Consider the following 13048-nt stretch of genomic DNA (forward strand, 5'->3'; position numbering starts at 1 on the left):
GGTCCGCTCCGGCGGCACGGGCGACGCCGCGGCGGCCGGGCTCACGGCCGGCTCCTTCGCCGCGGCAGGTGCCGCCCTCGCCCGGCTGTCCCGCAACGCGGAGCGGCAGCGCACGGCCGCGACGCCCACGGGCCCGGAGAGCCGGGCAGCGGAGGGCGCGCCGACGACGGCCGTCGCGCCGTACGGCACCGCGGCTCCGGTCGCGCCGGCCGCCGTGCCCGCGTCCCGGGCCGAGGGCGGCTTCGACTTCTTCGGCACGCAGAGCGGCGCGGCGAAGGCTGCCGCGGTGAAGGCGGGTCCGGCGAAGGCCGGCGCGGGCACGGACGCCACGGTGAAGGCCGCTCCGGCGAAGGCGGCTCCCGCGAGGGACGCTTCGGCGAAGGCCGGCGCGGCGGAGGACGACCTCGCGGACGTCGTCGGCGCGGAGGCCTACGCCGAGCATGAGGAGGCCCGGGGCGCGGCGGACGAGAAGGGCGGCGAGGTCATCGACCTCACCGAGCACGACGAGACCGAGCAGCTCGACGTCAGCGAGCTGCGGGCCCGCACCTCGTAGCGGACGCGCGGCGCGGACAGCGGAGGGCCCCACACGCAGCAATGCGTGTGGGGCCCTCCGCTCGTCATGGCCTCAGGCCGGGGCTCACTTGTCGATGTCGCCCACGACGAAGAACAGGGAGCCGAGGATGGCCACCATGTCGGCCACCAGCGTCCCCGGCAGCAGTTCGGTCAGCGCCTGGATGTTGTTGTAGGAGGCGGAGCGCAGCTTCAGGCGGTACGGCGTCTTGTCGCCCTTGGACACCAGGTAGTACCCGTTGAGGCCGAGCGGGTTCTCGGTCCACGCGTAGGTGTGCCCCTCCGGCGCCTTGAGCACCTTCGGCAGCCGCTGGTTGATCGGCCCGGGCGGGAGCTCGGCGAGCCGGTCCAGACAGGCGCTCGCCAGCTCCAGCGCGTTGTGCGTCTGGTCCAGCAGGCACTCGAAGCGGGCCAGGCAGTCGCCCTCCTGGCGGGTGACCACCCGCAGGACGTCCTTGAGCTCCGCGTAGGCCAGATACGGCTCGTCGCGCCGCAGGTCGAAGTCCACCCCGGAGGCGCGGGCGATGGGGCCGCTGACGCCGTACGCGTGCACCGCCTCCGGCGACAGGACGCCGACGCCCCGGGTCCGCCCCCGGAAGATCTCGTTCCCGAGCACCAGGCGGTCGTAGACGTCCATCCGGGACGACACGTCGGCCACCGCCTGCCGGGCACGGCCGAGCCAGCCCGCCGGCAGGTCCTCCTTGAGGCCGCCCACCCGGTTGAACATGTAGTGCATGCGGCCGCCGGAGACCTCCTCCAGCACGGCCTGCAGCTCCTCGCGCTCCCGGAAGGCGTGGAAGACCGGGGTGATTCCGCCCAGTTCGAGGGGGTACGACCCGAGGAACATCAGATGGTTGAGCACACGGTTCAGCTCGGCGAGGAGCGTGCGCGTCCAGACGGCCCGCTCCGGCACCTCCATGCCGAGCATCCGCTCGACCGCCAGCACCACGCCGAGCTCGTTGGAGAACGCCGAGAGCCAGTCGTGGCGGTTGGCCAGCATGATGATCTGGCGGTAGTCGCGGGCCTCGAAGAGCTTCTCCGCGCCGCGGTGCATATAGCCGATCACCGGTTCGGCGTGCTGGATGCGCTCGCCGTCCAGGACGAGGCGGAGGCGCAGCACGCCGTGGGTGGACGGGTGCTGCGGGCCGATGTTGAGCACCATGTCGGTGCTCTCCGCCGCGCCGCCGATGCCGACTGTCGTCTCCGTCATGCGTCAAGTTTCGCAGTTCCGGGGCGGATCTTGCCCACCCCGTCCCCCGGAAGTCCGGAGCCCGCCCCCCGGAAGTCCGGCGGTCGTCGCTCAGGACTGTTCGTGGGCCGGGCCCTGCGCGCGGAAGAGGGCGTCCGGGCGGAGGCCGACCCCCTGGCAGAGCCAGCCGAACGCGCCCAGGCCCGCCGGGTCGACCAGTTCCGCGGCCACCCCCGCCCCGGAGAGCGCCCGCACATAGCCCGCGGGGTCGCTGGACGCCAGGGACAGCGGGGGCCGCCGCCCCGACACCCCCAGGGCCCGCAGCGCCTCCCGCTGCGGCAGCAGCACCGGCTCCGGCGCGCCCGGCGGCCGCCCCGCCGCCCCGCAGGCGTCCAGCGCGACGTGCGCGGTGATGTCGCGGGAGCCGTCCGGCACGGGCCGCACCTCCCGCCCGCCGCGAAAGCCGGTGAGCGTGCCGAAGGGCGGGCGGGCCGCCCGCTCGTGCGCGTAGTCGACGGCGACCGCCAGGCCGCGGTCCAGCGCCCGTACCGCTCGTGCCCACGCCCGGTCGCGCGGGAGCCCGATCTCGGCCCGCAGGCCCGGCTCGTCGCCCAGCGGCCACCACCGCTCCAGCCACTCCGCGTCGGGACCGCCGGTCACCGCGTCGCCCAGCCGCTCCTCGCCGTCGGCCGCGCGCACGAGCACCCGGCGCGGCACGCCCTCGTCGTCGGTGGCCACGACATCGGCCGGTACGTTGTCGAGCCACTCGTTGGCGAACACGAGCCCCGTCAACGAGCCGGGCGCCGCCAGATCGCCGAGCCAGGTGATCCGCTCGTCCAGGCCGGCGGGCCGGTCGGCGCGCTCGACGGCGTACGGCCGCAGCCGATCCCGTACGCCGTCCGCCCCCTCGGCGGCGTCCAGCGCCCGCACCACGCCCGTCAGCAGTTCTCCGCGCCCGGCGCCCACGTCGACCAGGGCGAGCTCCGCCGGCCGCCCCAGCGCCTCGTCGACCCGCCGCAGCAGCTCGGCCACCGCTCCGGCGAAGAGGCCACTGCCCTCGGCGGCGTGCACGGAGGTGCGGAAGTGGCCGGCCGGGCGCTCGCGCAGAAAGAAGCCGTCGGGGCCGTACAGGGCCGCCTCGGTCGCGTCCCGCCAGCCCAGCCACTCACCCGTGTCACTCACGCCACCACCGTACGGGCGTCGGCGGGCGCGTCCGGCGTCCACCCTGCGGAGTATGTGTGGGCCCCATGGATCGATCGTCCGGTTGACCCCCGCACAGACAACCGTGCCTACGCTGGGTTACGTGCAGCGCCTCTATGACTTCCTCCGCAGACACCCGACCGGTGTCGACAGCTTCTGGGCACTCGTGCTGCTCGGCTTCAGCGGACTGTGGCTCCTCTCGGAAGTCGACGTCGGTTCGTCCGGGGCGCTGGCCGTACTGGTGGCGATCGCGCTCAGTACGGTGGTGGCGCTGCGCCGGCGGATGCCCGAGAAGGCGCTGCTGCTCGCGGCCGGCACAGGACTGCTGCAGGTGGCCGCCGACATCCGCTGGAACATCGGCGACTTCGCGATGCTCGTGGCGATCTACACGGCGGCCGCCAACGGCGCCCGCTGGTCCTCCCGGTTCGCCCTCGCCGGCGGCGTGTGCGCGCCGGCGATCGCCGTACTGCGCTGGCCCAACGACCACTGGACCATCTGGCAGGGCATCGTCGTCACCGTCTTCCTGACGATCCCCTTCGTGCTCGCCTGGGTGCTGGGCGACTCCCTGCGCACCCGCCGGGCGTACTACGCGGAGCTGGAGGAGCGGGCCGCGCGGCTGGAGAAGGAGCGCGCGGCGCAGTCCAAGATGGCCGTCGCGGCCGAGCGCGCCCGCATCGCCCGCGAACTGCACGACGTGGTCGCCCACAACGTGTCGGTGATGGTCGTCCAGGCGGACGGCGCGGCGTACGTGCTCGACAGCGCGCCCGAGCAGGCCAAGCAGGCCCTGGAGACGATCTCGGGCACGGGGCGGCAGGCCCTGGCCGAGATGCGGCGGCTGCTGGGCGTGCTGCGCACCGGGGAACCGGGCACGGACGAGCCCGGCGAGTACGTGCCGCAGCCCGACGTCGACCAGATCGACGACCTCATCGAGGAGGTGCGGGGCGCGGGCCTCCCCGTCGACTTCAAGATCGAGGGCACGCCGCGGCCGCTGCCCAGCGGGGTGGAGCTGACCGCGTACCGCATCGTGCAGGAGGCGCTCACCAACACGCGCAAGCACGGCGGCCCCGACGCGGGCGCCAGCGTCCGGCTGGTCTACTTCGACGACGGCCTCGGGCTGCTCGTCGAGGACGACGGGCGCGGCGCGCAGCAGGAGCTGTACGAGACGGGCGGCGCGGACGGGCTCGGCCACGGGCTCATCGGCATGCGGGAGCGGGTGGGGATGGTCGGCGGCACGCTCGACGCCGGGCCGCGGCCCGGCGGTGGCTTCCGGATCAGCGCGCTGCTGCCTCTGCGGCCGGGGCGCTGAGCGCGGGGGGTGTCGGCCGCCACCTGCTCGCCCCGTCCGCTCGACCCGCCTGCTCGCCTGACCCGCTCCACCCGTTTTCGACCTGCCTTCGGCCCGGCCGAGGGGATCGGGTCCCCGTACGATCCTCCACAGCGGCGGCGTACGGCCCTCCGGGCGCCCAACGGCGACCGGCACACCGACGAAAGGGAACACCGCGCATGTCGATCCGAGTCATGCTCGTCGACGACCAGATGCTTCTGCGCACCGGATTCCGGATGGTGCTCCAGGCGCAGCCGGACATGGAGGTCGTCGCGGAGGCCGGCGACGGCCTCGAGGCCCTGGAGGTGCTCAGGGCCACCCGGGTCGATGTCGTCCTCATGGACGTCCGCATGCCCCGCCTGGACGGGGTGGAGGCGACCCGCAGGATCTGCGAGCGCGGCGAGGGCGCGCCGCGGGTGCTCATCCTCACCACGTTCGACCTCGACGAGTACGCGTTCTCGGCGCTGAAGGTGGGCGCCAGCGGCTTCATGCTCAAGGATGTGCCGCCGAGTGAGCTGCTCGCCGCGATCCGCGCCGTGCACAGTGGCGACGCGGTGGTCGCCCCGAGCACGACCCGGCGTCTGCTGGACCGTTTCAGCCCGATGCTCCCGAGCGCGGGCGGCGAGCCCAAGCACACCGAGCTGGACCGCCTCACCGAGCGCGAGCGCGAGGTCATGCTGCTGGTCGCCCAGGGCCTCTCGAACAGCGAGATCGCCGGCCGCCTGGTCCTCTCGGAGGCCACGGTCAAGACCCACGTGGGCCGCATCCTGACGAAGCTGGGCCTCCGTGACCGCGTCCAAGCGGTGGTTCTGGCCTACGAAACGGGCCTGGTCCGCGCGGGCGGCAACCGCTGAGCCCGCCCCGCGGGGCGATTGGCCTCTCGGCTGTGGGGACGCCGCGGGCGCGAGCCTCTCGCGGGGGCGCGAGCCCTGCCCAAGACCGCGCCTCGGGTGACGCGCCACCGCACTCGGACCTGTCCGGTCGGGCCCCCGGGGCACGGACCCGCGCCGGAGGCGTGAGCCCTGCGGCCAAGGCCGGGCCCGGCTGACGGTCACCGGCCCCTCCGGGCGCGGGCGGGGCGCCCACGCGCGTTCGTGCGCGCCAGCGCCAGGCCACTGCGTCGGCCGCGCGAGGCCCCACTTCTCGCGCCCGCCGAGCCGGAGGCACAGGCCTCGGCCAAGGCCCGCGCGCCGTGGCCTGTCCTCGTTCGCGGTCGCGTTCCGCGCCGCGGGGCCGCCGGCCATCGCCTCGCGGCGTGGGCGCCGGGACGCCGCGGCGGCTGCGCGTTGCTCTTCCTCCTGTGCGGAAGGCGCGAGATTCCGTCAGCGCACCCCGCGCCTCGGGGCTGTCACCCACCGCCTTGCGGCGGTAGGCGCCGGGGTGTCGCGGCGGCTGCGCGTTGCTCTTGCTCCCGCGCCGTGCGGGTGCCTGCTCCCCTCTCGGGCCGGGGGCGCGGGTCTCCGTCGGGTGTCCGCGCTACCTCGGCCGTGGTTGGCGGCCCCGGGCCCGTAGCGGTCCGCCACCGCCTTGCGCGTGGGCGCCAAGGCCGCCGTGGCGACCGCGCGCGCCTCGCGCGGAAGGAGCAAGGTTCCGTCAGGGCGTTCAACGGCGCCCCCTCGCGCTGGACGCGCGGGCCGTCACCCGTGGCTCTGCGCCGAAGGCGGCAGGCCCTCGCGGCGGCCGCGCAGCATCCCTCCCGCCAGGGGCGGAGGGGCGTTCGTGGTTCGCCTCGCACCCGAGGAGCGGGTCTCCGTGGGGTGCGCTTCCCCCGGCCGTGGGTGGCGACCCGCGCCACGGGGCCGCCCGCCACCGCCTCGCGACGCAGGCCCCTAGGCCGTCGCGTTGCCCGGCGCGGTCCCCTCGCGCTGAAGGCACGGGATCACTTCGGGGCACCCCGTGGCCGCGTGGGTGCCCGTTCCCCGCTTCCTTCCGGAGGCGCGGGCGCGGTTGGCGACCCGCGTCGCGGAGCCGCCTGTCGCCGCCTTGCGGCGCAGGCGCCAAGGCCGTCCCGCCGGTCGCGCGGGGTTCCCCACCTGGCGCGGAAGGCGCGAGATTCCGCCAGCGCACCCCGCGCCACGGGGCCGCCCGCCACCGCCTTGCGGCGCAGGCGCCGGGGCGTCGCGGCGGCTGCGCGTTGCTCTTGCTCACGCGCCGTGCGGGTGCCTGCTCCCCTCTCGGGCCGGGGGCCGTCGTCACGGCTGGGCGTCCGGCCGTGCTGTGCCCCTCCAGCCGGAGGCGCGGCCGCGTCATCCCGGCCGGGGTCGGCGGCCTGGGGCACCGGGCCGGCTGCCACCCCCTTCCGCCGGAGGCGGAGACGCGTTCGCGTGGGTCACCTCGCGCCGGAGGCGCGCTCGGGGCGGGGGAGCCACAGCGGCAGCGTCACCGCATGAGCCCCTCCACGAAGTCCATGCCCAGGCGGGCCACGACCGTCAGGTCGAGCTCGTGGAGGACGTATTTGCCGCGGCGGCGGGTCGTGAGGAGGCCCGCCTTCTTCAGTACGGCGAGCTGGCGGGATATCTCGGGGGCCGTCACACCGTTCGCCTCGGCCAGTTCCCGCGTGGTGTGCGGGCCCCGGGCCAGCGTCCGGCACATCCGCATGCGCAGCGGGTGCGCCACGGCCTCCAGCCGCCGCCGTACGACGTCGAACGCCATGAACGGCGGCAGTCCTGCCGCCGCCACCGGGTAGTGGATCACCGGCCGCCACCCGGGCGCGTGGAGCACGAACATGTGCGGCCGGCCGAAGACGGTCGGCACGAACGTCAGCCCCGTGTCGACCGCCGTCGTACGGCCGCTGGCGAGCTTGTCGACGACGAGGCGCGTGCCGCCGTCGGCCAGGGACAGCGCCGGCGAGACGGCGGTCAGCGCGGCCGCCAGGCCCTTGTGGCGCAGCAGGTCCGCCTTGTGCCGGGCGTCCGCGGCGAGCTGCCCCCGTACCTGCTCCCAGGACTGCGCGAAGAACGCCCGGTCGCAGTCCTCCAGCAGCCTGCGGAGCCAGGCCCGCAGCGCGCGCGGGTCGTCGAGCATCCGCTCGACGAAGTCCCGCTGGCGCGGGCCGCGGGCGGCGGCCAGTTCGATCACCCGGGCCCGCTCCCCGGCGTCGACCAGGGGCGAGGGCGTGGGCCGCCCATAGGCGGGCGAGCAGGAGATCTCGAAGGCGGCGGCGACGAACGCCTCGTCGTCGATCCTGTCGAGCGCGGCGAGTTCCTCGGCGAGCGTGACCCCGGGCTCCGCCGGCAGGAGGATGTCGGAGATGGAGGAGGTCCACAGGAACTCCGCCTCGTGGAGCCGGTCGGCGAGGTCCGGCGGCAGCCCCGCGGAGGTCGCGGTGGCCCAACCGCGCAGCTCCGGGTGGTGCCCGGGGGCGGCCATCACATGCAGCATCATGCCGAGCTCCCCGAGCGGGGACGGGCTGAACACGACGCGCTCCGGAGGCAGTCCGGTGATGTCGATCGATACGCTCACGGGGCCATCCTGCCGGGCGGCGGCCCGCGGCCCGCGTTCGATTGACGGTGATCGCCAATCGACGTGCCCGGACGGCGCGGTGGGCGCAGGGTTGAGGGCATGAACGCCGCACAGCAGCACGCACTCGACCTGTACCGCGCCGCCAGCCTGGGCGAGGCGCCGCCGCCCCTGCCGGGCACGGGCGACCTCAAGGCGATCCAGGAGCTCCGTACGTACCAGGCGTTCCTCGCCGTCGTCGACGAGAGGGCCGCCGCGCGGCGGGAGCGCTCCCGGGCCCGCCGGGCCGCCCTGGCCTCGGCGCTGACCGCCCTCCTGCGGCCCCGCCGGGCTCAGCCCCCGCTGCCGGCCGCGGCCCCCGACTCACCCGTGACCCCCGGGTCCCCGGAGACCTCCGTATCCGCGGCGGCCTCCGCGTCCCCGGCGCCCTCCCCGGCGCCCTCCCGCTCCACCCGTTCGACCAGCGACAGGAACGCCGTGACCGCGTCCGCCACGTCCGCCGGCGTCCACTCCAGCGCGGAGGACGCCACCGTCACCTCCGTCATCGCCACGCCGGGCGGGACCGCCTCGCGCCAGTGACGGAAGAGGACCGTTCCGGTCTCCTCCGCCTGCCGCAGCGTGGCCTCGTTCAGAACTGTCGCGGGGTACGGCAGCCACACCTGGAACTGGTGGGTGTGCGGGACGGCGGGGTGCAGCCGGAACCAACCCGGCCGGGCGGCGGTGAAGGACTGCCGCAGCGCCTCGGCCACCACCTTCGCGTGGGCCACGTACGCCGGCAGGCGCGGCAGCTCCCGGTCCAGCCCCGAGAGCGCGGAGAGCGCGGCCGGCCACTGCTGGAAGAGCAGACCGCCGTAGCGGTGCCGCCAGGCCGTCGCCTCCTCCACGAGGGACCGCGGGCCGGCCAGGGCCGCGCCCGACAACCCGCCCAGGGACTTGTAGAACGACACGTAGACGCTGTCCGCCAGGTCGGCGATCTCCGGCAGCGCGCGGCCGAAGTGCGGGGCGCACTCCCACAGCCGGGCGCCGTCGAAGTGCACGACCGCGTCCCGTTCCCTGGCCGCGTCGACCACCTCGGTCAGCTCCTGCCACGTCGGCAGGACGAACCCGGCCTCGCGCAGGGGCAGCTCCAGCATCAGCGTGCCGAACGGCTCCTCCAGGTCGCGCACCTCGGCCGCCGTGGGCAGCCGGGGCTCGGTCGTGGGGTGCACCGTACGGAGCCCGGCGAGTTGGCTCAGGGCGCCCCGCTCGTGCACCTCGGGGTGGGCGAGGGGGTGGATCGCCACGGTGGCGTTCCCGGTGCGCGCCGCCCAGCAGCGCAGGGCCACCTGCTGCGCCATCGTGCCGGTGGGGAAGAACGCCGCCGCCTCCGTGCCCAGCAGTTCCGCGACCCGCCGCTCCAGTACGGCGACCACGCCGTCGCCGTACAGATCGGTCCAGTCGTCCAGGTCGTGCGCCGCCTCGGCGCCCTCCGACAGCACGGTCAGACGCTCCCGCAGCGTCGCGCCCATGGCGCCCGCCGTGAGGACTCGCCGGGCCGCGTGCCAGGCGCGGGCCCGCCGCTCCCGCGGAGCCGCCCGTTCCGCCGGCTCACCGGAATCCGCGCCCGCCGACGTCCGGTCCACCACGCTTCTCCCATCCCTTCGGTCCATCCGCCGATCATGGCGGACATCGCCGCCGCCGGCGCCCCGTTCGCCGAAGCCGCTGTGCGCCCCGTGGGGAGCCTCCCCGGCCGCCGCCCGAGCAGAGCTCCCGCCGGGCCGCAGCGGGCGTCGAGGAGACCGCTGGGGCCCCCGGAAACACTCGCGTAGCATGGCCGGGATACGTCCGGTACCCCAGAGGACTGGAACGGAAAGGCCGCCGCCGCGTGAACGCACCCCACATTCCGGAGCCCAAGGACCGCCCCGCCCGGCTCACCGTCGGCGTCGTCGGCGCGGGCCGCGTGGGCCCCGCGCTGGCCGCGTCCCTGCGCCTGGCCGGGCACCGCCCGGTCGCCGCGTCCGGGGTCTCCGACGCCTCCGTACGGCGGGCCGCCGCCCTCCTGCCCGAGGTGCCGATCGTCTCCCCGGCCGACGTCCTGGCCCGGGCCGACCTCGTCCTGCTGACCGTGCCCGACGACGCGCTGCCGGGACTGGTCGAGGGCCTCGCCGAGACCGGCGCCGTACGCCCCGGCCAGCTGCTGGCGCACACCTCCGGCCGGTACGGCACCGCCGTACTGGAGCCCGCCCGCCGCGCCGGCGCCCTGCCGCTCGCCCTGCACCCCGCCATGACCTTCACGGGCACGGCCGTCGACGTGCAGCGGCTGGCCGGCTGCTCCTTCGGCGTCACCGCGCCCGAGGAGCTGCGGCTGGCCGCGGAGGCCCTGGTCATCGAGATGGGCGGCGAGCCGGAGTGGATCGAGGAGGCCGCCCGCCCGCTCTACCACGCGGCCCTGGCCCTCGGCGCGAACCACCTCGTGACCCTGGTCGCCCAGTCCATGGAGCTGCTGCGGCAGGCGGGCGTCGACGCCCCGGACCGGATGCTGGGCCCGCTGCTGGGCGCGGCCCTCGACAACGCGCTGCGCTCCGGCGACGCGGCCCTCACCGGCCCGGTCGCCCGCGGCGACGCCGGCACGGTCGCGGCGCATGTCGCCGAACTGCGCCGGCACGCCCCCCAGGCCGTCGCCGGGTACCTGGCGATGGCCAGGACCACCGCGGACCGGGCGCTGGCGCACGGACTGCTCAAGCCCGAACTGGCGGAGGACCTCCTGGACGTCCTCTCGGACGGAGGACGCTGACCCCGATGACGGACACCATGGACACCACCGGCACCCCCGGCACCACGGACACCCCCGCGGCTGGGAGCACGGCGGGCGGCCCGACCGGCCGCGCCGTGTCCCGCGAGCACCGCGTCCACCTGGCGCGCACCCGCCGCGAGCTGGAGGACGTGGAGAAGGACTACTTCTCCGACAGCACCGGCACGGTCGTGGTGATGACCATGGGCGCGCTGCACGAGGGCCACGCCACCCTCATCCGCGAGGCCCGCCGGCGCGCCGGCGAGCACGGCATGGTCGTCGTCACCGTCTTCGTCAACCCCCTGCAGTTCGGCCCGAACGAGGACTACGACCGCTATCCGCGCACGCTGGAGGCGGACGTCGACGTCTGCCGCGACTCCGGCGCCGACGTCGTCTTCGCCCCCACCGTGGAGGCCGTCTACCCCCACGGCGCGCCGCAGGTGCGGATCGCCGCCGGGCCCATGGGCGAGCGCTGGGAGGGCGCGTCCCGCCCCGGCCACTTCGACGGCATGCTCACCGTCGTCCACCGGCTGCTGCGGCTCACCCGCGCCGACGTGGCGCTCTTCGGCGAGAAGGACGCCCAGCAACTCGCGCTGATCCGGCGCATGGTGCTCGACCTCGGGCTCGACCAGGAGGTGACGATCGTCGGCGTGCCGACGGTCCGGGAGGCGGACCACGTGGCGCTGTCGAGCCGCAACCGCTACCTGTCGGAGGCCGAGCGCGCCTCCGCCCGCGCGCTCTCGCGCGCCCTGTTCGCGGGCGAGGCCGCGCTGGAGCGGGGGCCGGGCGCGGTGCGCGCGGCGGCCTCGGCCGTCCTGGAGGACGCCGCCCTGCTCGACCCACCGGTGCGCGTCGACTATCTGGCGCTGGTCGACCCCGCGGACTTCACCGAGGTGCCGGAGGAGCACCAGGGCGAGGCCGTGCTGGCGGTCGCGGCCAAGGTGGGCACCACCCGTCTGATCGACAACGTCCGTCTCGCCTTCGGACCTCGGGGAGCGGGCCGATGACCGGCCCCGCCGCGAGCAGCGGCACCCCGGCCGACGGCACCTCCAGCAGTACTGCCGTGAGCGGTGCTCCCGGAAGCGCCCCCGGCATACGACCGCGGGTTACCGCCCCCGGCATACGGCTGCACGCCCCCGCCCCCGGCTGGGCCATCGACGCCGAGGTCGTCGTGGTCGGCTCCGGCGTGGCCGGGCTGACCGCCGCGCTGCGCTGCGCGGCCGCCGGGCTCAGGACCGTGGTCGTCACCAAGGCCCGGCTGGACGACGGCTCCACCCGCTGGGCACAGGGCGGCATCGCCGCGGCCCTGGGCGAGGGCGACACCCCCGAGCAGCATCTGGAGGACACGCTCGTCGCGGGCGCCGGGCTGTGCGACGCCCGGGCGGTCCGCACCCTGGTGACCGAGGGTCCGGCCGCCGTACGCCGCCTGATCGACACCGGGGCCCGGTTCGACACCTCCGCGGAGACCGGCGAGATCGAGCTGACCCGCGAGGGCGGCCACCACCGGCGCCGGATCGCGCACGCCGGCGGTGACGCGACCGGTGCGGAGATCTCCCGCGCCCTGGTCGAGGCCGTACGGGACGCGGGCATCGAGACCGTCGAGAACGCCCTGGTCCTGGACCTGCTCACGGACGGCGACGGCCGCGCGGCGGGCGTCAGCCTGCATGTGATGGGCGAGGGCCGGCGCGACGGCGTGGGCGCCGTACGGGCCCGGGCCGTCGTCCTGGCGACCGGCGGCATGGGCCAGGTGTTCTCCGCCACGACCAACCCCGCCGTCTCCACCGGCGACGGCGTGGCGCTGGCGCTGCGCGCAGGGGCCGAGGTCTCCGACCTGGAGTTCGTCCAGTTCCACCCCACCGTTCTGTGGCTCGGTCCGGAGGCGGAGGGGCAGCAGCCGCTCGTCTCGGAAGCAGTACGGGGCGAGGGCGCGTATCTGGTCGACGCCGACGGCGTGCGCTTCATGGTGGGACAGCACGAGCTCGCCGAGCTGGCGCCGCGCGACATCGTCGCCAAGGGCATCATGCGGCGGATGCGGGAGCGGGGCGCGGACCACATGTTCCTCGACGCCCGTCACTTCGGCGCCGAGATGTGGGAGAACCGCTTCCCGACGATATTGGCCGCCTGCCGGGCGCACGGCATCGACCCGGTCACCGAGCCCATTCCGGTGGCGCCCGCCGCCCACTACGCGTCCGGGGGCGTCCGCGCGGACCTGTGGGGCCGGACGACCGTGCCCGGCCTCTACGCGTGCGGCGAGGTGGCCTGTACGGGCGTGCACGGCGCGAACCGGCTGGCCTCCAACTCGCTGCTGGAGGGCCTGGTCTTCGCGGAGCGCATCGCCGAGTCCATCACGGCGGCCATGGCCGGGCCCGACGCCGTACCAGGAGCCGCACCCGGAGCCGTATCCGATGTCCGGCCCGACGCCGTATCCGCCGCCGGGGCCCCCGGAAAGGCCCCCACGGGCGCCGAGAAGGCCCCCACGGCCGCCCCGGAGCCCCGCACGGGCACCGCGGAGCCGGACGCCGCCCCGGAGGCCCCC

The 13048-nt window shown here is 75.7% G+C and carries 9 protein-coding genes and 1 pseudogene; 6 read left to right on the plus strand and 4 right to left on the minus strand.

The window, feature by feature from the left end:
• Nucleotides 1-553: pseudogene (locus ACSNOD_RS19800) on the plus strand (hypothetical protein); the annotation flags it as partial.
• An 84-nt stretch (nucleotides 554-637) separates the two neighbouring features.
• On the opposite strand, the gene ACSNOD_RS19805 reads toward ACSNOD_RS19800, so the two are convergent.
• Entirely contained in the window at nucleotides 638-1780 is a 1143-nt protein-coding gene (locus tag ACSNOD_RS19805; protein ID WP_436768317.1) for an NADH-quinone oxidoreductase subunit D, read from the minus strand.
• A 90-nt stretch (nucleotides 1781-1870) separates the two neighbouring features.
• Nucleotides 1871-2941 (minus strand): SAM-dependent methyltransferase, encoded by a 1071-nt coding sequence (locus ACSNOD_RS19810; RefSeq protein ID WP_436768318.1) that lies wholly within the window; start codon nucleotides 2939-2941, stop codon nucleotides 1871-1873.
• 121 nt (nucleotides 2942-3062) lie between these two features.
• On the opposite strand from ACSNOD_RS19810, the gene ACSNOD_RS19815 reads away from it, so the two are divergent.
• Together ACSNOD_RS19815 and ACSNOD_RS19820 are read left to right on the plus strand one after the other, a co-directional pair.
• The gene (locus tag ACSNOD_RS19815) at nucleotides 3063-4265 is read left to right on the plus strand and encodes a sensor histidine kinase (RefSeq protein WP_436768319.1); all 1203 of its coding nucleotides are present in this window, start codon (nucleotides 3063-3065) and stop codon (nucleotides 4263-4265) included.
• A 197-nt stretch (nucleotides 4266-4462) separates the two neighbouring features.
• Nucleotides 4463-5137 (plus strand): response regulator, encoded by a 675-nt coding sequence (locus tag ACSNOD_RS19820; RefSeq protein WP_436768320.1) that lies wholly within the window; start codon nucleotides 4463-4465, stop codon nucleotides 5135-5137.
• A 1525-nt stretch (nucleotides 5138-6662) separates the two neighbouring features.
• Here ACSNOD_RS19820 and ACSNOD_RS19825 read toward each other — a convergent pair.
• Both ACSNOD_RS19825 and ACSNOD_RS19830 read right to left on the minus strand, forming a co-directional pair.
• Nucleotides 6663-7745: a DUF5937 family protein gene (locus ACSNOD_RS19825; protein ID WP_436768321.1), complete on the minus strand. Its 1083-nt coding sequence runs from the start codon at nucleotides 7743-7745 to the stop codon at nucleotides 6663-6665.
• A gap of 329 nt (nucleotides 7746-8074) precedes the next feature.
• Nucleotides 8075-9391, minus strand: a complete 1317-nt coding sequence (locus ACSNOD_RS19830; RefSeq protein ID WP_436768322.1) for a threonine aldolase family protein — start codon at nucleotides 9389-9391, stop codon at nucleotides 8075-8077.
• A gap of 215 nt (nucleotides 9392-9606) precedes the next feature.
• On the opposite strand from ACSNOD_RS19830, the gene ACSNOD_RS19835 reads away from it, so the two are divergent.
• The 3 genes from ACSNOD_RS19835 to ACSNOD_RS19845 form a co-directional block, all read left to right on the plus strand.
• A complete protein-coding gene (locus ACSNOD_RS19835; protein ID WP_436768323.1) occupies nucleotides 9607-10515 on the plus strand; it encodes a Rossmann-like and DUF2520 domain-containing protein in 909 nt (302 codons plus the stop codon).
• Nucleotides 10516-10520: 5 nt separating this feature from the next.
• Nucleotides 10521-11519: a pantoate--beta-alanine ligase gene (gene panC, locus ACSNOD_RS19840; protein WP_436768324.1), complete on the plus strand. Its 999-nt coding sequence runs from the start codon at nucleotides 10521-10523 to the stop codon at nucleotides 11517-11519.
• The coding region (locus ACSNOD_RS19845; RefSeq protein WP_436768325.1) for an L-aspartate oxidase at nucleotides 11516-13048 on the plus strand (1533 nt) is incomplete at its 3' end. The genes panC and ACSNOD_RS19845, both read left to right, overlap by 4 nt.

Origin of the sequence: Streptomyces sp. URMC 123, from assembly GCF_051386515.1 — a bacterium.
GTDB lineage: Bacteria > Actinomycetota > Actinomycetes > Streptomycetales > Streptomycetaceae > Streptomyces.